The sequence below is a fragment of the Rhizobium sp. SVR5-9E genome, assembly GCF_056755095.1.
Window position 1 is genome coordinate 1 of sequence record NZ_JBNDHS010000019.1, and the last position, 20,864, is coordinate 20,864.

The following is a 20,864-nucleotide window of genomic DNA, read 5'->3' on the forward strand; positions in this document are numbered from 1 at the left end:
AGCTAATAGATACCTATCCGGCGTCTGCCAGCGTGGCGGGCGGAAAAGGGCTGGACCAACCGCTGTTCGACAGCGTCATAGTTGTCACTGATCGACGCCTTCTGGACAAGCAGCTGCGTGACAACATCAACGACTTCTCGGAAGTCAAGAACATCGTCGCGCCGGCCATGCGCTCCGCCGACCTGAAATCGGCACTGGAGAATGGCAAGAAAATCATCATCACGACGATCCAGAAGTTCCCCTTTATCATCGAGGGAATCGCCGACCTCAGTGACAAACGCTTTGCGGTGATCATCGACGAGGCGCATAGCGGGCAAAGTGGCAGCGCGCATGACAACATGAACCGTGCAATGGGCGCGGGCGAAGCAGACCCCGACGAATACGACCCGCAAGATCGTATCCTGGCAGCGATGCAGTCACGCAAAATGCGCGGCAACGCCTCCTATTTTGCGTTCACGGCGACGCCGAAGAACACAACGCTCGAAAAATTTGGTCAGCTTCAGCCCGACGGAAGCTTCAAGCCGTTCCACCTCTACAGCATGAAGCAGGCGATCGAGGAAGGCTTCATCCTGAACGTCCTGGCAAACTATACGACCTACAAGAGCTATTACGAAATCCAGAAGTCGATAGCGGACAATCCACTGTTTGACACCAAGAAGGCTCAGAAAAAACTCCGGGCTTACGTGGAGCGCAGCCAACAGACGATAAACACAAAAGCTGAGGTCATGCTCGACCATTTCATCGAGCAGGCTGTGACGCCGAAGAAGCTTCACGGCAAGGCCAAGGGTATGGTCGTCACCCAGAACATCGAGTCGGCGATCCGTTACTACAAGGCTTTGACGAAGCTACTGGCAGAACGAGGTTATCCGCTCAAGGCCTTGATCGCGTTTTCCGGTGAGAAGGAGGTCGACGGTGTGACCTACACCGAGGCCGGCATGAACGGTTTCCCGGAGTCGGACACGAGGGACAAGCTCGACGAGGATGAATATCGGTTGCTTGTGGTCGCAAACAAGTACCTGACCGGCTTTGACCAGCCAAAGCTGACCACCATGTATGTCGACAAGAAGCTGCAACATGTTCTGGCTGTGCAGGCATTGTCACGGCTGAATCGCTCCGCGCCGAAACTCGGCAAGCGTACCGAAGACTTGTTTATCCTCGACTTCTTCAACGACGTCGCCGATATCAAATCCGCCTTTGATCCATTCTATACGGTCACCACACTGTCGTCGGCGACGGATGTTAACGTACTGCATGAGATCAAAGACGCGCTCGACGTCGTCGGCGTTTATGAGTGGCAAGAGGTAGAGGATTTTGTCGGCCGGTACTTTGCCGGTGACGACGCCCAGTTGCTTAGCCCAATCATTGATACAGCTGCCGATAGGTTCAATCATCAGCTGAACTTGGCCGACAACGACAAGATCGACTTCAAGATCAAGGCGCGCCAGTTCGTGAAGATTTACGGCCAGATGGCGTCAATCATGGCGTTCGAGGTCGTTGAGTGGGAAAAGCTCTTTTGGTTCTTGAAGTTCCTGGTCCCGAAACTGCTTATCACGGACCCAGACCAAGACATGCTCGACGAACTTCTGGAGGCCGTGGACTTGTCGTCTTACGGGCTCGAGAGAACCCGATTGAACCAAGACATCGAGCTTGACGCCGCTCCGACAGAGCTCGACCCGCAAAACCCCAATCCCCGCGGTTACCGGGATGGCGAACAGGAGCAAGACCCACTCGACGATATCATTCACACCTTCAATGAGCGATGGTTCCAGGGATGGGGCGCGACACCGGAGGAACAACGGGTGAAGTTCATCAATGTCGTAAACGGCATCAGAGCGCACCCCGATTTTACCGAGAAATACGAAGAGAACACCGACCCATACAATCGCGGACTTGCGCTCGAGAAGATGATGCAGGATGTGATGCTGAAGCGCCGTAAGGAGGAACTCGAGCTGTACAAGCTCTTTGCCTCTGACCCAGCCTTCAAAGCCGCCTGGAGCCAAAGCATCGAAACGGTCCTTAGAACCGGGGTGTGATGGTTGCCCAATATCATGGTTAGGCGCGCCAACGATGTATCATCGAAGAAATCATGGCATGATCTCCAATTGCATCGGCTTCTCGCGACATCCGCAGATATGCTGCGTTTTGACGCAGCGGCATACCTAGACGCGCCTTGCCGCGACCTCCGGCCACAAACCAAGTATCAAACGAACGCTTTCAAGCTGCCCGCCGCCGCTAACCCATCGGCGCAGGAAAATGGTGTCTACGAGAGGATTCGAACCTCCGACCCCAGGATTCATACCACTTCGGCTTTAACCGCCGCCCTAAGGCGTTCGTGGTCTGGACTGTCCCTTCACCATGGGCCGAAGCCTTTAGGTGCTACCCATCCAGTCTCTACACCTTCAACGGATTTCTCCGAAGCTTGGCTCGGGATTGGCATGCTGAAAGTTCAGCGAAGCGTTCCCCGACTTTGAGTAGATCGACTACACTCTTTCGTCGTGTAGCCCCCAATTTGCAACCAGGAATCCTGTGCTCTATCCTGCTGAGCTACGTAGACAAACCTTTGTTCCATTCGGTTCGTAACGCATGCTCACTCGAAGATCAACACCCGGGCGTCACCGCGATTCTCCATCGTTGTCGCGTCTATCCTCGCCTTTGATCTTCAGAACGGGATAAAGCCATCAGGACCTATGAAATCGTCCGGGCAATCTCTGCGACGCCCTCGACCGTCTGCGACCCGCAGATTATCCTCACTAACTCGAGCGATTTCATCATAAAGGCCATCGAGGTAAGACATCGCCTCGTGGAACTCATCCTCTAAAACGAAGCCATCAGAGTATGTGCAGAAGTCTTTAAACCGCTGGACCGACCTGTCGGCGACATCCTTCGCCTCTGTTGCCTCCTCAATCGATTGCTGGCCCGGTTCCCATGTCTCGATCAGCAGGGATCGAAACGCTTGCGCGGCTTCGATTTCATTCACAAGGATCGTGCGCAGAGTGAGGACTCGCATCTCCTCTGCCCTGGAGTTACATTCTCGGATGTCGTCGAGAAGCATGATTTCACCAAATACAACGTCGGGATAGCTATTCATTCCATTCCTCGGTGCTGCAGCGTGATATTGGCGGATTGAGTACGCGCTCGCGGCTTGTCGCCGCCAATAATGCCGAATGAAGTTGAACCTATCAACAGGCCCGAAACCAAAAGGAAGTCCGGGCGCGGTTTGAACAATCGCTTGCCAATTAGGACACCCGGTGCCTCCCATCGACCACGATCCAGCGAGGCACGAGGTCAACACGCTCGATCGATCGTGGGAGCGTTCGACAGGCAATTAAAGCCATCAAGGCAGTTGAGGCTGATAGCCGTCAAAACTCGCCGGCGATTTGCCAAACGCAAGCAGTCGTCGTCGAGAAATCTGCCAGTCCGATGGGAACACGAGCATTGTCGTGCCAAGACGATGACGGATAACTCTCGGGCGATTGGCAGGCTTGTCAGAAATTCGTACCGATCTTGGTACCGACAATAACCCAACCTCTTCAGTGGGTTGGAGAAGTGGTAAAACCGGTATGCCCTAAAAACTGCTCTATCCTGCTGAGCTACGGGACCACTGATGCCATGCATACAAAAGGCTCGGCGCGAAGCCAAGCCTTTTTGAAGTCCCCACAGCTATGAATTCAAGCGCCCAGGCGCTGTTCGGCCAACCGGACCCAGTAGGAAATCCCGTGGGCGATGACTTCGTCGTTGAAATCGTAGGCCGGGTTGTGGAGGCCCGCGGTGTCGCCGTTGCCGATGAAGATGAAGGCGCCGGGGCGGGCGTTCAGCATGTAGGAAAAATCCTCGCCGCCCATCATCGGATCGATCTCCGGATTGACGTTCGCCGCCCCTGCTATGTCGGTGGCGATGGCGATCGCGTGGGCGGTCTCGGTCGCGTGATTGACTGTAACGGGGTAGTTGCGGTGAAAATGGATATCGGCCTCCGCGCCATGCGCAGCCACCAGGCCGTTGATGACCTGCTTCAGCCGTGTTTCCGCCAGATCGCGGATGTCGTCATCAAGCGTGCGGATCGTGCCGGCGATCACCGCGTCGTTCGGGATGACGTTGTGGGCAAAACCCGCATTGAACTTGGTGACCGAGACGACGACGGAGCGCAGGGGATCGGCGCTGCGGGAGGCGATCATCTGCAGGTTGGTGACGATCTGAGCGCCGATCGCGATCGGGTCGATCGTCCGGTGAGGCTGGGCGGCATGGCCGCCGCGGCCCTTGATCGTGACGGTAAACTCGTCGGTTGCCGCCATGATCGGACCCTTGCGGATGGCGAAATGCCCGACGGGCAGCCCAGGAAGATTATGCATGCCGTAGACTTCCTGGATGTTGAAGCGCTCCATCATGCCGTCCTGAACCATCAGGTTCCCGCCGCCGCCGCCTTCTTCGGCCGGCTGGAAGATCACCGCAATATCGCCGTTGAAGTTGCGCGTCTCCGCGAGATATTTGGCAGCACCGAGCAGCATCGCGGTGTGCCCATCGTGGCCGCAAGCATGCATCTTGCCGGGAGTGGTTGATGCCCAGGGCTTGCCGGTAATTTCAGTCAGGGGCAGGGCGTCCATGTCGGCGCGCAGGCCGATCGTCCGGCTGCCTTCACCCTTGCCCTTGATCAGGCCGACGACACCGGTGCGCCCGATGCCGGTCACAATTTCGTCAACGCCGAACTCCTGCAGCTTCGCGGCAACGAAGGCTGCCGTGTTCTCGACCGCGAAAAGAAGCTCCGGCCGGGCGTGAATATAGCGGCGCCACTCGCTCACTTCGTCTTGTAATTCAGCGGCTCTGTTCAAAATCGGCATGCATGATTTCCTATGACGAGATCGGATGATTGGCGGCGGGCGCGATGCGAATGCCGCAGAAAGAACTTATTCAATGGCCTTTGCCATGTCATGGCCATATAGGCTAAATAGGTGAGGTTTCGAAATTTCCGGACATCTTAAGGACTAATCGTGTCGACGCGCCAGAACAATTTGTTTGCCGCTTTGCGGCCGCTTTCATTCGCAGCTGCCGTTACCGCCGCATTTTTGTCTTCCGCCCCGCTGGCGCAGGCCAACCCGCACATTCTCGTCGACGTTCAAAGCGGCCGCGTGCTGGAGCATGAGGAAGCGTTCAGCAAGTGGTATCCGGCCTCGCTCACCAAGCTTCTGACGATCTATACCACCTTCGAGGCGGTGCGCTCCGGCCAGATCAACTTTGACACGCCGATCGTCATGAGCAAGCGCGCCGCCTCCCAGCCGCCGGCAAAGATGTATTTCAAGCCGGGCCAGAAGCTCACGCTCGACAGCGCCATCAAGATCCTGATCGTCAAGTCGGCGAACGACATCGCGGTCGCGGTCGCCGAAGCGGTCGGCGGTACGCAGGAAGCCTTCGTGATGCGCATGAATGCCGAGGCCCAAAAGCTCGGCATGACGGATTCACATTTCATCAATCCGAACGGATTGCCCGGCAAGGGCCAGTACACGACGGCCCGTGACCTTGCGGTCCTCGCCGTGGCTCTGCGGCGCGACTTCCCGGAATATGCCGGTTACTTTTCGGTCGAAGGTATCACCACCGGTAAGCAGAACATTCCCGCCATTAACGTGCTGATCGGCCGTTTCGCCGGCGCCGACGGCATGAAGACCGGCTTCATCTGCGCCTCCGGCTTCAATCAGGTGAGCTCGGCCACGCGGAACGGTCGCACGCTCATCTCCGTCGTGCTCGGCACCGACAGTCTTGCCGCCCGCGCCGACGATTCCGCCGATCTTCTGCAGAAGGGCTTCACCACCGCCGCGACGAGCAACGACACGCTCAGTTCGCTGAAGCCTTATGGGCCTGGGCAGGATCAGGTCGCCGACATGACTGCGGACATCTGCAGCACCAAGGGCGCCAAGGTGCGCAGCGAAACCCGCGACGAGGTTGGCCGCATGAAGATCCTGTCGCCCTACATTCAGGAGCGGGACCACGAACCGAGTTTCGTCTATGCCGGCCTGATTCCCGGGCAGGATCCTCCGCCGAGCAAGGTGGCGAAAGCAGACGAAATCGGCGATATCGCCAACGTGCCGGTGCCGGTGCCGCGCCCGGCGTCCTTCTGAGGCTAAGCGATGAGCGTTCATCCCGACAGGATCCCCGTCACGATCCTGACCGGTTTTCTCGGTGCCGGTAAATCGACGCTTCTGAACCGCATCCTCAAGGATCCGGCGATGAAAGATGCTGCCGTCATCATCAACGAATTCGGCGATGTCGGCATCGATCACCTTCTGGTCGAGAGGTCGGGCGATGCGATCATCGAACTTTCCGACGGCTGCCTTTGCTGCACCGTGCGTGGCGAACTCGTCGATACGCTGGCGAACCTGATGGATGCGGTACAGACCGGCCGGGTGAAGGCGGTCAAGCGCGTGGTGATCGAAACCACCGGCCTTGCCGATCCTGCGCCGGTCATGCAGGCCGTCCTGGGCCATCCGGTCATCGCCACGAATTTCGACCTCGACGGCGTCGTTACGGTTGTGGATGCCGTCAACGGGCTTCAGACCCTCGACAATCACGAGGAAGCCCGAAAACAGGTCGCCGTCGCCGATCGCCTGGTCGTATCGAAGCGGTCGATGGCGTCCGCAGAGCTGTTGCAGGCGCTGGAGGCGCGGTTGCGCCAGCTCAACCCGCGGGCAGCTTCGATCGATGCCGACAGCCCGGGTGCCGGCAGCGCGGAAATCCTCGTAAACGGCCTGTACGATCCGGCAACGAAGATTGCTGATGTCAGCCGCTGGCTTCATGACGAAGACGAGCAAGACGGGCATCACCAGCACGGCCATCATCATGGTCACGATCACCATCACCATCACCATCATCATGGGCATGACCATCAGGATCCCCACGATGTGAACCGTCACGACGCGTCGATCCGGTCTTTCTCGATCGTCGAGGACAAGCTGATCGAGCCTATGGCGGTCGAGATGTTCATCGATCTGCTGCGGTCCGCGCATGGTGAAAAGCTGTTGCGCATGAAAGCGATCATCGCCGTTTCGGATCGGCCCGAACGGCCTCTGGTCCTGCATGGGGTGCAGAATATCTTCCACCCGCCGGTTCGTCTTCCCGCCTGGCCGAATCCGGCCGACCGCCGGACGCGCATGGTGCTGATCACCAAGGATCTGCCGGAGGATTACGTCAGGGACCTCTTCGATGCGTTCCTTGGCAAGCCGCGCATCGATACTCCGGATCGCGCGGCTCTCAACGACAATCCGCTTGCCATTCCCGGCATGAAGCTCTGAGGATCAGAGCCTTGAAAGGCTCTATCCCTTGCGGATCAGGAACCGGTGGCCGGTTTCGGTCTTAACCGTTTCCAGCAGCTCGTGTCCGTCTTCCTTGCAGAAATGGGGGATGTCGATTCCGGCTAGCGGGTCGGTCGTTTCGACGCGGATCACGCTGCCGCTTGCCATCGCGGAAAGCTTGCGGCGCGTCTTCAGGACGGGCAGAGGACATTTCAGGCCGCGCAGGTCATAAGAAACGGCGTCCAAACCGGCCAGTTCCTCTACCAAAATTTCCAGAATGGCTTCTTGGCGGCTTCGGCCGTTTGCTGCGGTGGTGCCACTGGGGCGAAAGCCAGCGGATTCTGCGTGGGAATCGGGACATTGGCAGGTGCGGCGGCAACGGCTGTTGCGTTATCCTGAACCGCGGTTGCCGGTGCAGCCGGCGCTGGCGCTGCAGTGGCCGTCATCGTGGCAGTTGCCGCAGGTGCGGCCGGTTTCGTCATCAGCTCTTCAAGCTCGGCAGCCTTGACCATGCGGCCGGCTTGCAGTGACGTGCCGGTCGGTGCGTAAGCGAGCTCGCGGCCCATGCGCAGCTTGGCTACAACGGCTTTGCGCTCGGCTTCGGTGGGATCGTACCACGCCATGCCGTCGAACTTCTTTTCGGCCTTGGCATAATCGGCCGCATAAGTCTTGTCGTAGGAGGAGAGTGCCGCTGTCAGGGCTGGAGGCGTCGACATGGCAGGACACTGGCCGGCGGGATTGAAGGCGGCGCCGTCTGCGGCTTGCTGGTTGAAGACGTATTTCTTTTCGCAGACGTTCACTTCCGGCGGACGCTTGGTGACCTCGAAGTTGTCGTAGCCAACCTTCAGCATCTTCCAGAAATCATAGCTCGGGCTCAGGCGGTGCTTGAACATGTTTTCCGCCGTCATGCGGAAGGGGAAGGCCTGCAGTTGAACCGTGGTCTGACCACCTTTGAAGGCATCGCGTGCGAAAGCGTAGATTTCCAGAACCTGTTCGTCGGTCATGGAGTAGCAGCCGGAGGACGAGCATGCGCCATGGATCATCAGGTCTGAGCCTGTGCGGCCGTTGACGGCGTCGTAGCGGTTCGGAAAGCCGGTGTTGATCGCGAGATAATATCTGGAGTTGGGGTTCAGGTTTGCCCGCGTCAGTTCGTAGAAGCCTTCCGGAGCCTGCCGATCGCCAGTCTTGACCTTCGGGCCCAGACGACCGGACCATGCGCAGATCTTATAGTCGGCAATCTTGTCGAAGCGGTTGTCCGTCTTCGCCTTCCAGATCTCGAGAGTCCCCTCTTCCTTGAAGATACGGACCATGATCGGCGAATTTCGGTCCATGCCTTTCGCCTTCATATCCGCAAGGATACGTGGCGGAAGAGGCTGTTCCACCTTGTTCTTGATCTTCGACAGATCGGTGTGGGTGACTTCCAAAGCGTCGTTGCAGCCGGCAAGAGCCAGCGCCATCAATGACACATAGGCAAAATGACGAATGCGCATTCCCAACTAGCCCATTAAAAATCGATGCGACCCGATCCGCTCCCTGGACTCCGGGCATTCCCCAGAATCATAGGCGGCCGATAGTTTACAATTTCTTACCAGCCTATGACCTGCTTGGGGATGCCCTGCAAGCGCGACTGTTATAGATAATACTATTGTGGCCAAGGTTTGGCCGCAATCCGGTCAGGGATGATGAGGGCTAGCCGAGATTTCGGCCCATGGCGAGGAATTTCTGGCGGCGGTCGCTGCGGAGTTGCTCGCCGGAACGCGGTGAAAGCTCGGCGAGCGCGTTGGCGATGACATCGCCGGTGGCGGCAATAACGCTCTCCGGATCGCGATGGGCGCCGCCGAGCGGTTCAGGAATGATGCCGTCGATAATGCCGAGCGACTTCAGATCTTCGGCGGTGATCTTCATGTTGGTTGCCGCTTCCTTGGCGCGGGTCGAATCGCGCCACAAAATGGAGGCGGCACCTTCCGGCGAAATCACGCTGTAGATCGAATGCTCGAGCATGTAGACCCGGTTGCCGGTCGCGATCGCGATCGCGCCGCCGGATCCGCCTTCACCGATAACGACGGAGACGATCGGCACTTTCACGCCAAGGCACATTTCCGTCGAGCGGGCGATCGCTTCCGCCTGACCGCGCTCTTCGGCGCCGACGCCCGGATAAGCGCCTGCGGTATCGACGAGGGTGATGACGGGAAGACCGAAACGGTCCGCCATTTCGAGAATGCGGATTGCTTTGCGATAGCCTTCCGGACGGGCGCTGCCGAAATTGTGCTTCAGGCGGCTCTTGGTGTCACTGCCCTTTTCCTGGCCGAGGATGGCGACCGGCTGCCCGCGAAAGCGGGCCAGTCCGGCCTGGATCGCCGCATCCTCGGAAAATTTGCGGTCTCCCGCCAGCGGCGTGAATTCCTGGAAAAGCGTCTTGGCATAGTCGACGAAATGCGGGCGCTGCGGATGGCGCGCGACCTGCGTCTTCTGCCAGGCGTTGAGCTTGGAGTAGATATCAACCATCGCTTCGCGGACGCGAACTTCCAGCCTGCCGACCTCATCGGACGTGTCGATGCTCTCGTCTTCCGACGCAAGCTTCTTCAGTTCGATGATCTTGCCTTCGAGGTCGGAGATCGGCTTTTCGAAGTCGAGATAGTTGTGCATGAGGTGCGTTTCCGTTCCTTGTGCGCGGGGCATTTTCCAGGCTCTGCCCCATGTCGCCGGTCCTATTCGTGCTTTTTCGCCTGTTTGGCAAGGGGGTGATGCGTCTGAACCAATTGCTGAAGCCGTTCCTCGAGGACATGCGTGTAGATCTGTGTGGTCGAAATGTCCGAATGACCGAGGAGTTCCTGAACGACGCGAAGATCCGCGCCGTTGGCAAGCAGATGGCTGGCGAAGGCGTGGCGCATCACGTGCGGTGAGATCATAGAAGGCGTCAGCCCGGCACGGATCGCGAGGCTCTTCAGGTCACGGGCAAAAACCTGGCGGGGCAGGTACCCCTCCTTGGATGCTGCCGGAAAAAGCCAGGGACTTTCGACCGGATCCTTGGCTTTCGCATGCTCTTCGGAAAGCGACCGGCCATAGGCCTTCAGTGCTGCGACGGCGGATTGCGATAGCGGCACGAGCCGCTCCTTGTTGCCTTTACCGCGAATGATCAGGAAGCGGCCCTCCTGATCGAGAACACGGACCGGTAGCGAAACGAGCTCGCTTACACGCATCCCCGTCGCATAAAGCAACTCCAGCAGCGCCAGCATCCGTCTTCGCTGCAATTGGCCCTGCGCAGGATCGTCGGCTTCCGCTTCGGCCTGGCTCAATAGCCGCGTCACGTCATCGACGCCCATCGTCTTTGGCAGCGCGCGCGCCTTTTTCGGAGCATCGAGAACACCGGTCGGGTCATCGACCCGCAGCCCCTCGGCATACAGAAATTTGTAGAATTGCCGCATGGCGGCCAACCGGCGGGCCTGGGACGACGGCTTGAAGCCCTGCCTTGCGAGCGAGGAAAGGTAGGCCGCGAGGTCGGCGGAGGCGGCATCCGTCAACCGCACGCTTTTGCCGTTCAGGAATGCATGAAGGTCGTCCAGATCGCGCTCGTAGGATTGCAGCGTGTTCGCCGCCGCTCCGCGCTCCGCACTCATCATCTCCAGAAATGCTTCCACGTGGGCGCGGCTCAGATCCATCATCGGATCACTTCTTCGCCGGTTTGATCGCGCCTGTCGCCGGTGGATTGATCCTCTCCGATGGAATGCGGATCGTCACGTCGCGCGGTTGCGGCTCGACGAAGGTCACAAGCGCGACCATGCCGCCGTAGATCGCCCCGGCGATCAGCGCCAGGACAGCCAGCAAACGGAAAAGGGTCGGCATTTTCGCAACTCCATGAACTCTGCCTCTTTTATGAAGAAGCGGGTTTACGTGCAAGAAGCGGCTTTCCAAGCATGTTTCCCTTGCCTGCGACTTGACGCTACACCCGCATTTGTCGATACCGTTTGCAAACAAAGTGTGAATGGACCGATGAGTGACCCAGTTCTGAAAGCCGGAGACAGCCTGAAAGACAGAGCTCGCGCCGCGCTCGGTTCACGCAATCTGATCCTCGTCGGTCTGATGGGGGCGGGGAAATCCTCCGTCGGCCGCATTGTCGCCCACCAGCTCGGCATTCCTTTCGTCGACAGCGACAACGAAATCGAGCGCGTCTCGCGCATGACGATCTCCGAGCTTTTCGCAGCTTACGGCGAAGAGGAGTTTCGGGCGCTGGAAACACGGGTGATGAAGCGGCTCTTGAAGAACGGCCCGCGTGTCGTCTCGACTGGCGGCGGCGCTTTCATCAACAGCAGAACGCGCAAGCATATCAAGAAGGGCGGCTTGTCGATCTGGCTGAAAGCCGATCTCGATGTGCTCTGGGAGCGCGTCAACAAGCGCGACACACGCCCGCTTTTGAAGACCGAGAATCCAAAGCAGACGCTCGAAAACCTGATGAATGCGCGATACCCGGTCTACGCCGAGGCCGACGTCACGGTGTTGTCGCGTGATGTTCGCAAGGAAGTCATGGCCGATGAGGTGCTCAAGGCCGTGATTGAAGCCCAAACCGAAAGTGCAGTTCCATGAATGCGATCTCCTCCGCTTCCGCCGAACGGAAAGTCCACGTGCCGCTCGGCGACCGCGCCTATGATATTCTGATCGGGCCAGGCATCATCTCCCGCGCCGGTGCGGAAATCGCATCGCGTCTGAAGGGGCGCAAGGCTGCGATCATCACCGACGAGCACGTCGCGCCGCTTTATCTCGAGACGCTGGTCAAGAGCCTCGAAGGCGCGGGCATTGCACTCGCGCAGCTCGTGCTGCCGGCTGGCGAAAAGACGAAGAGCTTCGAGCACCTGATCACCGTCTGCGACCGGGTGCTGGAAGCGCGCGTCGAGCGGAATGATTGCGTCATCGCCCTTGGCGGCGGCGTCATTGGCGACCTTGCCGGCTTTGCCGCCGGGATCGTGCGCCGGGGCGTGCGTTTCGTGCAGGTGCCGACGTCGCTGCTCTCGCAGGTGGATTCTTCCGTCGGCGGCAAGACCGGGATCAACAGCCGCCATGGCAAGAACCTCATCGGTGTTTTTCACCAGCCGGATCTGGTGCTTGCCGATACGGACGTTCTGAATTCCCTGAGCGCGCGTGAATTCCGCGCCGGCTATGCCGAAGTGGCGAAATATGGCCTCATCGACAAGCCGGATTTTTTCGCCTGGCTTGAAGCGAACTGGAAAGCAGTCTTTGCTGGCGGTGCCGCGCGCATCGAGGCGATTGCCGCGAGCTGCCAGGCCAAATCCGATGTCGTGGTGGCCGACGAACGGGAGAACGGGCCGCGCGCGCTCCTCAATCTCGGCCACACGTTCGGACACGCTCTGGAAGCGGCGACGGCCTATGACAGCGCGCGCCTGGTCCACGGCGAAGGCGTTTCGATCGGCATGGTTCTCGCGCACGAATTTTCCGCGCGCATGAACCTGGCAAGCCCCGACGACGCCAAGCGCGTTGAAAGCCACCTGAAAGAGGTTGGATTGCCGACGCGGATGTCCGACATCCCGGGTTCTCTTCCGCCGGCGGAAAAGCTTCTCGATGCAATGGCGCAGGACAAGAAAGTGAAGAACGGAAAGTTCACCTTCATTCTCACTCACGGCATAGGTCAGTCGTTCATCGCCGATGACGTGCCGGCTTCCGAAGTGTTGAGTTTTCTCAAGGAAAAACACCCGCAATGATGCTCGAAGGCGCGCTGGCATTTCTTTCGGTTTACTGGCCGGAAATCCTTTCCATCGTGGCCTTGGTGCTCATATCAGCTTTCTTTGCTGGCTCGGAGACGGCGCTGACGGCGGTTTCGCGCAGTCGCATGCATACGCTCGAGGCAAACGGAGAGGTGCGCGCCGGTCTTGTGCGCCAGCTGATCGAGCGGCGCGACCGGCTTATCGGCGCCCTGCTGATCGGCAACAACCTCGCAAACATCCTGGCTTCTTCTCTGGCGACCAGCGTGTTTCTCAGTCTTTTCGGCACGTCCGGGGTGGCGATCGCAACGCTTGCGATGACCATCGTCCTCGTCATCTTCGCCGAGGTGCTACCGAAGAGCTGGGCCATTTCGGCGCCGGATCGTTTCGCGCTCACCGCTGCTTTTCCGATAAGGCTTTTCGTCGCGGTCGTGGGTCCGGTTTCGTCTTTTATCAACGGATTCGTTCGCCGGATTCTGGCGGTCTTCGGCATCAATCTTTCACGCGAAACCTCGATGTTGACGGCGCATGAAGAGTTGCGCGGCACCGTCGATCTCCTGCATCGCGAGGGATCGGTGGTGAAGGCGGACCGCGACCGCCTCGGCGGTGTCCTCGATCTCAGCCAGCTCGAAGTTTCCGACGTCATGGTCCACCGGATGGCGATGCGGGCGATCAATGCCGACGACGCGCCGGAGGTGGTGATCCGTACCATACTCGAGAGCCCCTACACCCGCATGCCGCTCTGGCGGGGGGCAATCGACAACATCGTCGGCGTCGTACACGCCAAGGACCTCTTGCGAGCGCTGGCCGAGCCGGACGTCGAGCCGGAGAACCTCGATATCATCAAGATAGCGCAGAAGCCGTGGTTCGTTCCGGACAGCACCAATCTCGAGGATCAGCTGAATGCGTTCCTTCGTCGCAGGCAGCATTTCGCCGTCGTCGTTGACGAATATGGCGAGGTGCAGGGCATCGTGACGCTCGAAGACATTCTCGAGGAGATCGTCGGCGATATTTCCGATGAACACGACATTGATATGCAGGGGGTCCGCCAGGAATCGGACGGGTCGATCGTTGTCGATGGCAGCGTTCCGATCCGCGACCTGAACCGCGCGCTCGATTGGCAATTGCCGGACGAGGAAGCGACGACCATTGCCGGCCTCGTCATCCATGAATCGATGACGATTCCCGAAGAGCGGCAGGCTTTCACTTTCTACGGCAAACGTTTCATCGTGATGCGTCGGGAAAAGAACCGCATCACCAAGTTGCGTATTCGTCCCGCCGGAGAGGACGAGATCAAGCCGGTATGATCCAGCCAGACGCGGGCGATGATCCTCCTTTGTAAAAGGAGGGCAAAAGCCTATATAATGCAGGTGTTCCGCTACCAGCGGGTCACTTCGCCGGGTGCGGCGGGTTCGACGGCGAGGGCATGCAGCCCGGCGTCCAGCTCCGGTTTCAGCAGTTCGGTAATGGCCCGGTGACGGGCGAGCCTGGTCATTCCTGCAAATTTGGCCGAAACGATGCGCACTCGCATGTGCGTTTCGCCCATGCCTGTGATATCCGGCTGGTGGCCGGCATGCAGGTGGCTTTCGTTGATGACGTCAAGGCGTTCAGGGGCGAAAGCCTCGGTCAGTTTTGCTTCGATGCGGGTCTGGAGAGTCACGATTTCGTCCGGTTGGTTGGCAAAAAAGGGGTTCCCACCAAGCCAGCAACAATCGTGTTTGTCAATTCTTGTTGTCGCCTCTTCGGAGGCTCATAATTAGCGCCGCCATGAGACTTGATTCCAAATATTTCGATCGCATCCGCACCCGCCGCAAACGCGAGCAGGAAACCGAACAGGCTCCTCCGACCTGTCAGTGGGACGGCTGTGACAAGAAAGGCGCGCATCGCGCACCCGTCGGACGCAACGCCGAAGGGCAGTTCTTTCTTTTCTGCTTCGAGCACGTCAAGGAATACAACAAGGGCTACAACTATTTTTCCGGTCTCTCCGACGGCGAAATCGCGCGCTATCAGAAAGAAGCGATTACCGGCCATCGTCCGACCTGGACCGTCGGCGTCAACAAGGCCGCCAAGAACAGCCCGCTGCATTCCGACCTCCGTTCGGGTTCCTACCGCGTGCGCGACCCTTTCGGTTTCGTCAACGGCACCAAGGGAAGCGGACCGCGTTTTCCCGAACAGCGCAAGCTGAAAAGCCTGGAAGCCAAGGCTTTCGACACGATGGGCCTTGCCGCCAGCGCGACCTCCTCGGAGATCAAAAGCCGCTATAAGGAGCTGGTCAAGAAGCATCATCCCGACGCTAATGGCGGAGACCGCGGTTCGGAAGACCGTTTCCGGGCTGTCATTCAGGCCTATCAATTGTTGAAGCAGAACGGTTTTTGTTAATTCCTGTCCTTGCTCTCCGCCTTCAATCGGGTATGGTCCAAGTCGGCTGAGGCCGCAGGCAACCGCGGCAGGAATCTGTGCGTTTTGCCAACCCGCCTTCGCCAACCTTCCGGACGCGGCGTTTCTTGTCCGGGACTCAGTTCCAGAATGCTCGCACGCGGTCATTATCCCGCCGAGGTTTCGCTTCAGTCCCGGAGAAGTATCGCCGAGTTCCCACCTGAACGGCGCGGAACAAAGCTGCGGCGTCATGGTCGTGAAATGGCCTGAGATAGTATGGCCGGGTGGAAGCACCCGCCTTGGAGACATGATGAGCAAGATAGACCTTGATATTTCCGAGCTTCCCGATACCACCGTTTCGGTCAGGGAGGTCTTCGGGATCGATTCCGATATTCGCGTTCCGGCCTACAGCAAGGGTGACGCCTACGTTCCCGACCTCGATCCGGACTACCTTTTCGACCGCGAGACGACGCTCGCCATTCTCGCCGGTTTTGCTCACAACCGGCGCGTCATGATCTCCGGCTATCACGGAACGGGTAAATCCTCTCACATCGAACAAGTCGCTACCCGCCTCAACTGGCCCTGCGTGCGTATCAACCTCGATAGCCACGTCAGCCGTATCGATCTCGTCGGCAAGGACGCCATCGTTGTCAAGGACGGACTGCAGGTCACCGAGTTCAAGGATGGTATCCTGCCCTGGGCCTATCAGCACAATGTTGCGCTCGTCTTCGATGAATACGATGCCGGCCGCCCGGACGTGATGTTCGTTATCCAGCGCGTGCTGGAATCGTCCGGCCGCCTGACGCTGCTCGACCAGAGCCGGGTTATCCGTCCGCATCCCGCTTTCCGCTTGTTTGCGACGGCAAACACGATCGGTCTCGGTGATACAACCGGCCTCTATCACGGCACGCAGCAGATCAACCAGGCGCAGATGGACCGCTGGTCGATCGTGACTACGCTGAACTACCTGCCGCACGATCACGAAGTGAACATCGTCGCCTCCAAGGTTAAGAGCTTCGGGAAGGACAAGAACGGCCGCGAGACCGTTTCCAAGATGGTTCGGGTCGCCGATCTGACGCGCGCCTCGTTCATGAACGGCGATCTCTCGACCGTCATGAGCCCGCGTACGGTCATCACCTGGGCCGAGAACGCGGAGATCTTCGGGGATCTCGCCTTTGCCTTCCGCGTGACCTTCCTCAACAAGTGCGACGAACTTGAGCGTCCGCTGGTTGCCGAACACTATCAGCGCGCCTTCGGGGTCGAGCTCAAGGAAAGCGCAGCCAACATCGTGCTGGAGGCCTGAGGCCGGTCGATCATGGCATCTCGTGGTGACAATTCCAAAGCAAGGCCGAGCGGCCCGGTCGACGTCGAGCCCTTGCGGCGTGCGATAACTGGCTGCGTCCGGGCGATTGCGGGCGACGGCGAAGTCGAAGTGACCTTCGCCAACGAGCGCCCCGGCATGACGGCCGAGCGCATTCGTCTGCCGGAGCTTTCCAAGCGGCCGACCGCACACGAACTGGCGGTGACGCGCGGCCTGGGCGATTCCATGGCGCTTCGGCTCGCCTGCCATGATGAGAAAATGCATGCCACAATGGCGCCGCAGGGCGCTGATGCGCGCGCGGTGTTCGACGCCGTCGAGCAGGCACGGGTCGAATCGATCGGAACGCTGCGGATGGAAGGCATGGCGGCCAACCTGCGCTCCATGACCGAGGAGAAATACGCCAAGGCGAATTTCACCGGCGTCGAGCGGCAGGAAGATGCGCCGGTCGGCGAAGCCGTCGCCATGATGGTGCGTGAGAAGCTGACCGGCCAGAAACCGCCGGCTTCCGCGGGGAAGGTGCTCGATCTGTGGCGCTCCTTCATCGAGGAGAAGGCTGGTTCGGAACTCGACAACCTGTCGAACGTCATCAACGACCAGCAGGCCTTTTCCAAGGTCGTCCGCAACATGCTGTCGGCGATGGAAATGGCCGAGCAATACGGCGAAGACGACAACGAGCCGGATGCCGACGACCAGTCGGATCAGCAAGACCAGCCGAACGGCGACGAGCCGGATCAGGACGAGGTCGATGATGATGCCGGCACCGACGCGGCTCCGGTCGAGGATAGCGAAGTCGCCGACGAGCAGATGGAGGACGGCGAAACCGAAGGCGCCGAGATCTCCGACGATGACATGATGGAGGGCGAGGACGATTCGGAGACGCCCGGCGAGACGCGCCGGCCGAACACGCCCTTTGCCGATTTTAACGAGAAGGTCGATTATCACGTCTTCACCGAAGAATTCGACGAGATCATCACCGCGGAAGAGCTCTGCGACGCTGCCGAACTGGAGCGCCTGCGCGCCTTCCTCGACAAGCAGCTGGCGCACCTGCAAGGCGCCGTTGGCCGCCTGGCCAACCGCCTGCAGCGACGGTTGATGGCGCAGCAGAACCGCTCCTGGGATTTCGATCTGGAGGAGGGCTATCTGGATACGGCCCGCCTGCAGCGCATCATCATCGATCCGATGCAGCCGCTCTCCTTCAAGATGGAGCGGGATACGCAGTTTCGGGATACGGTCGTGACGCTGCTGATCGACAATTCCGGCTCCATGCGCGGACGGCCGATCACGGTGGCGGCGACCTGCGCCGATATTCTTGCCCGCACGCTGGAGCGCTGCGGCGTCAAGGTCGAGATCCTTGGCTTCACGACCAAGGCCTGGAAGGGCGGTCAGGCCCGTGAGACCTGGCTCGCCGGCGGAAAGCCGCAGACACCCGGCCGTCTCAATGACCTGCGCCACATCATCTACAAATCCGCTGATGCGCCGTGGCGCCGCGCGCGCACCAATCTCGGGCTGATGATGCGCGAAGGTCTGCTCAAGGAAAATATCGACGGCGAGGCGCTGATCTGGGCGCACAACCGCCTTCTGGCCCGGCGCGAACAGCGCCGCATTCTGATGATGATCTCGGATGGCGCGCCGGTCGATGATTCCACGCTGTCGGTCAATCCGGGCAATTATCTCGAACGCCACCTGCGAGCCGTCATCGAGCAGATCGAAACTCGTTCGCCGGTCGAACTGCTTGCGATCGGTATCGGCCACGATGTGACGCGCTACTATCGCCGCGCCGTTACGATCGTCGATGCGGATGAGCTCGCGGGCGCGATGACCGAGCAGCTTGCTTCGCTCTTCGAGGACCAGGCATCGCAGCCGCAGGCCGGCCGCCTGCGGCGCGCAAGCTGATTGCCGCAGGGAAACGGCTTGATGATCCGTCTCTCCCGCGTGGCTTTGCTCACCCTCTGTCTCGCGGCGGATGCTTCAGGCGCATTTGCGGTCGATAAGACTGAGATCAGCAGTCGTGCCATCCCGACGTTCAAGATCGGCTCCAGCGAGACGAAGTTTGGACCGTTGGAATTTCTCGGCGGGCTGGAGATGGTATCGGGCAACCGGCTCTTCGGCTCCTGGTCGTCGATCCGTTTCAGACCGGACCAGAAACATTTCGTCGGCGTGCTGGATACCGGTCATTGGCTGACCGGCAGCATCGAGCGCGATCCGCAGGGCAGGCTCTCCGGTCTGTCGGGCGTTGAAATCACGCCCATGAAGAATGGGACCGGGCAGACTTTCGAAGGCAAGGGACACATGGACGCCGAGGGCCTCGCGCTGAGGGGCGACCAGGTTCTGGCTTCCTTCGAGCAGGATCACCGGGTCGAGACCTATCCCGATCCCGGCTTCGAGAACTCGCCGTCACTAGGTTCGATCCCGCTCCTCGTGCCGACAAGATTGTTGCGGCCCGGCCGTGGCTTCGAGACGATGGCGGTGGCACCGGCTGATAGCCCGCTGAAGGGTGCGATCGTCATCATTTCCGAAGAGAGCCGGGATAAGCAGGGCAACGTCTACGGTGCGATCCTCGATGGGCCGCTAAAGGGACGCTTTTCGGTGATCCGTAAGGACGACTTCGATCCGACGGATGGCGCCTTCTTGCCGGACGGCGATCTCCTGCTTCTGGAGCGGCGTTTCAACATCGCCGAAGGCATCGGAATGCGTATCCGGCGTATCGGCGCAGGAGAGATCAAGCCGGGCGCCATGGCCGACGGCGAAGTCTTGCTGACAGCCGATTTCGGCTATCAGATCGACAACATGGAAGGCCTGGACACCTTTCAGGCGCCGGACGGCACCACCCATGTGATCGTCGTTTCCGATGACAACCACTCCATTCTGGAGCGGAACCTCATGCTCGAATTCCGTCTCTCGGAATAAACGCCGTCCGAAAGCAGCCCTACCTGTCAGGTTGCCCGCGCCACTTGCATCGGCCGCAATGTGTTCATGAGAGCGCTGTAGGGCAGCAACATCACAAGGCCCATGATCATCTTCACCGAGAAGTCGCTGATTGCCCAGGAAATCCAGCGAGGCGCCTGAGCGGCAAACGCACCGAGGATCGGGGCCGGCTCCAGCGCGAACGGCTCGTTCGGGCCGAGGAAGACGAAGAATGCGGCAAACGCAAAGGAGAAGAAGATCGCCGTATCAAGGGCCGAACCGATCAGCGAGCCGACGAGCGGCGCGCGCCACCAGGTCTGGCGACGGAGGCGATTGAAGACGGCTATATCGAGCAGCTGGCCTGCGAGATAAGCGGAACCTGAGGCGATTGCAATGCGCGGCACTGCCGTGAAGAAGGACAGCCCGACGCCGACGACGAAGCCTGCGAACACGACCTTTCGTGCGGCCTGAGGGCCGAACTGACGATTTGTTAAATCGGTGATCAGAAAGGCGACCGGGTAGCTGAATGCGCCCCAGGTCAGGATGTCGGCGAGGTTGATGCCGGCAACCTCGGCGTTCAGCGGAAACTGGACGAGGAAGTTGGAGGCGACGACCACCAAAGTCATCAGAGCGATATAAGCGAGCGTGTAGCGGGTCTTCAGCATTTTTTTATCCTGGGTGATGCCACCAGTTGGAGCGATAGCTAGGCAAAGCAAAAGGCTTGTCCGGCGTCAGCCGTGCAAGCCTTTTGAAGCGGTATGAGAGAAAGCGTCGAAGCTTATGCGGCTTCGGCGGTCTTCTTGACGATCTGGCGGCGCAGCAGACGCGCGCGCATCGACAGTTCGTTTTCACTTGCCTTCAGCAGGAAGGAGTCGAGGCCACCGCGATGCTCGACCGAACGAAGAGCAGCAGCCGAAACGCGCAGACGATAACGCTGGCCGAGAGCGTCAGAGATCAGCGTAACCTGGCACAGGTTCGGCAGGAACCGGCGCTTGGTCTTGTTGTTAGCATGGCTGACATTGTTGCCAACGAGGACGGCCTTGCCGGTCAATTCGCACACGCGAGACATTGGACACCTATTCTTGGTTTTCTCGGCCATCGGCTTGCAATCCCCGGCAAAACCGGGTCAGCAATCCAACAGGCCATAATTGGAAAGTTGCGGTTCTATAGTCAGAGCGGCCGCCCGCGTCAAGCCAAACGTTGGCCTTTCCCGCGATTCTGTCAAAAAGCTTGTGTTTGCTTACACACGAGGCAGGAGTATAGACTCTCTATGCGGGG

The 20,864-nt window shown here is 59.5% G+C and carries 20 protein-coding genes; 10 read left to right on the forward strand and 10 right to left on the reverse strand.

All coding sequences use genetic code 11. From position 1 onward, the window contains the following. The coding region (locus tag ACPYOJ_RS11640; RefSeq protein WP_481416398.1) for a type I restriction enzyme subunit R domain-containing protein at positions 1-2,033 on the forward strand (2,033 nt) is incomplete at its 5' end. Positions 2,034-2,659: 626 nt separating this feature from the next. Here the strand turns inward: ACPYOJ_RS11640 and ACPYOJ_RS11645 are convergent. After that, positions 2,660-3,088, reverse strand: a complete 429-nt coding sequence (locus ACPYOJ_RS11645; RefSeq protein WP_481416399.1) for a hypothetical protein — start codon at positions 3,086-3,088, stop codon at positions 2,660-2,662. A 580-nt stretch (positions 3,089-3,668) separates the two neighbouring features. Continuing rightward, positions 3,669-4,832, reverse strand: coding sequence for a M20 aminoacylase family protein (locus ACPYOJ_RS11650; protein ID WP_481416400.1), 1,164 nt, complete (start codon positions 4,830-4,832; stop codon positions 3,669-3,671). A gap of 150 nt (positions 4,833-4,982) precedes the next feature. Between ACPYOJ_RS11650 and ACPYOJ_RS11655 the strand changes: the two genes are divergently transcribed. Both ACPYOJ_RS11655 and ACPYOJ_RS11660 read left to right on the forward strand, forming a co-directional pair. Beyond that, positions 4,983-6,104 (forward strand): D-alanyl-D-alanine carboxypeptidase family protein, encoded by a 1,122-nt coding sequence (locus ACPYOJ_RS11655; RefSeq protein ID WP_481416401.1) that lies wholly within the window; start codon positions 4,983-4,985, stop codon positions 6,102-6,104. Between the two features lie 9 nt (positions 6,105-6,113). Then, entirely contained in the window at positions 6,114-7,274 is a 1,161-nt protein-coding gene (locus ACPYOJ_RS11660; RefSeq protein ID WP_481416402.1) for a CobW family GTP-binding protein, read from the forward strand. 21 nt (positions 7,275-7,295) lie between these two features. Here the strand turns inward: ACPYOJ_RS11660 and ACPYOJ_RS11665 are convergent, their stop codons facing one another. The 5 genes from ACPYOJ_RS11665 to ACPYOJ_RS11685 form a co-directional block, all read right to left on the reverse strand. Then, positions 7,296-7,520: a sulfurtransferase TusA family protein gene (locus ACPYOJ_RS11665; RefSeq protein ID WP_481416403.1), complete on the reverse strand. Its 225-nt coding sequence runs from the start codon at positions 7,518-7,520 to the stop codon at positions 7,296-7,298. A gap of 14 nt (positions 7,521-7,534) precedes the next feature. After that, positions 7,535-8,764 carry a L,D-transpeptidase family protein gene (locus tag ACPYOJ_RS11670; RefSeq protein ID WP_481416404.1) on the reverse strand — a complete coding sequence of 410 codons (1,230 nt, stop codon included), beginning with the start codon at positions 8,762-8,764 and terminating at the stop codon, positions 7,535-7,537. A gap of 199 nt (positions 8,765-8,963) precedes the next feature. After that, complete coding sequence (locus ACPYOJ_RS11675) at positions 8,964-9,920, reverse strand: acetyl-CoA carboxylase carboxyltransferase subunit alpha (protein WP_481416405.1); 957 nt, start codon at positions 9,918-9,920, stop codon at positions 8,964-8,966. 62 nt (positions 9,921-9,982) lie between these two features. After that, positions 9,983-10,936 carry a site-specific tyrosine recombinase XerD gene (gene xerD, locus ACPYOJ_RS11680; RefSeq protein ID WP_481416406.1) on the reverse strand — a complete coding sequence of 318 codons (954 nt, stop codon included), beginning with the start codon at positions 10,934-10,936 and terminating at the stop codon, positions 9,983-9,985. A 4-nt stretch (positions 10,937-10,940) separates the two neighbouring features. Next, positions 10,941-11,117 (reverse strand): hypothetical protein, encoded by a 177-nt coding sequence (locus ACPYOJ_RS11685; RefSeq protein WP_168832642.1) that lies wholly within the window; start codon positions 11,115-11,117, stop codon positions 10,941-10,943. 147 nt (positions 11,118-11,264) lie between these two features. Between ACPYOJ_RS11685 and ACPYOJ_RS11690 the strand changes: the two genes are divergently transcribed. The 3 genes from ACPYOJ_RS11690 to ACPYOJ_RS11700 are packed head-to-tail and all read left to right on the forward strand — an operon-like array spanning position 11,265 to position 14,292. After that, positions 11,265-11,855, forward strand: coding sequence for a shikimate kinase (locus ACPYOJ_RS11690; RefSeq protein ID WP_481416407.1), 591 nt, complete (start codon positions 11,265-11,267; stop codon positions 11,853-11,855). Beyond that, complete coding sequence (gene aroB, locus ACPYOJ_RS11695; protein ID WP_481416408.1) at positions 11,852-12,985, forward strand: 3-dehydroquinate synthase; 1,134 nt, start codon at positions 11,852-11,854, stop codon at positions 12,983-12,985. The genes ACPYOJ_RS11690 and aroB overlap by 4 nt, the downstream gene beginning before the upstream one ends. Next, complete coding sequence (locus ACPYOJ_RS11700; RefSeq protein WP_481416409.1) at positions 12,982-14,292, forward strand: HlyC/CorC family transporter; 1,311 nt, start codon at positions 12,982-12,984, stop codon at positions 14,290-14,292. Before aroB ends, ACPYOJ_RS11700 begins: the two co-directional genes overlap by 4 nt. A gap of 71 nt (positions 14,293-14,363) precedes the next feature. Here the strand turns inward: ACPYOJ_RS11700 and ACPYOJ_RS11705 are convergent, their stop codons facing one another. Further along, the gene (locus tag ACPYOJ_RS11705) at positions 14,364-14,648 is read right to left on the reverse strand and encodes a BolA family protein (protein ID WP_312862183.1); all 285 of its coding nucleotides are present in this window, start codon (positions 14,646-14,648) and stop codon (positions 14,364-14,366) included. Positions 14,649-14,752: 104 nt separating this feature from the next. Here ACPYOJ_RS11705 and ACPYOJ_RS11710 point away from each other — a divergent pair, with 104 nt between their 5' ends. From ACPYOJ_RS11710 to ACPYOJ_RS11725, 4 genes are all read left to right on the forward strand, one after another. Beyond that, a complete protein-coding gene (locus ACPYOJ_RS11710; RefSeq protein WP_168832637.1) occupies positions 14,753-15,364 on the forward strand; it encodes a J domain-containing protein in 612 nt (203 codons plus the stop codon). A gap of 307 nt (positions 15,365-15,671) precedes the next feature. Beyond that, the gene (gene cobS / locus ACPYOJ_RS11715) at positions 15,672-16,664 is read left to right on the forward strand and encodes a cobaltochelatase subunit CobS (RefSeq protein ID WP_168832636.1); all 993 of its coding nucleotides are present in this window, start codon (positions 15,672-15,674) and stop codon (positions 16,662-16,664) included. A gap of 12 nt (positions 16,665-16,676) precedes the next feature. Beyond that, on the forward strand, positions 16,677-18,575 hold the full coding sequence (gene cobT, locus ACPYOJ_RS11720; RefSeq protein ID WP_481416410.1) for a cobaltochelatase subunit CobT: 1,899 nt from the start codon (positions 16,677-16,679) through the stop codon (positions 18,573-18,575). A gap of 21 nt (positions 18,576-18,596) precedes the next feature. Further along, positions 18,597-19,589, forward strand: a complete 993-nt coding sequence (locus ACPYOJ_RS11725) for an esterase-like activity of phytase family protein (protein ID WP_481416411.1) — start codon at positions 18,597-18,599, stop codon at positions 19,587-19,589. 26 nt (positions 19,590-19,615) lie between these two features. On the opposite strand, the gene ACPYOJ_RS11730 is transcribed toward ACPYOJ_RS11725, so the two are convergent. Continuing rightward, positions 19,616-20,251: a queuosine precursor transporter gene (locus ACPYOJ_RS11730; RefSeq protein ID WP_481416412.1), complete on the reverse strand. Its 636-nt coding sequence runs from the start codon at positions 20,249-20,251 to the stop codon at positions 19,616-19,618. A gap of 113 nt (positions 20,252-20,364) precedes the next feature. Then, positions 20,365-20,655 carry a 50S ribosomal protein L28 gene (gene rpmB / locus ACPYOJ_RS11735; RefSeq protein WP_168832632.1) on the reverse strand — a complete coding sequence of 97 codons (291 nt, stop codon included), beginning with the start codon at positions 20,653-20,655 and terminating at the stop codon, positions 20,365-20,367. Positions 20,656-20,864 lie beyond the last annotated feature (209 nt).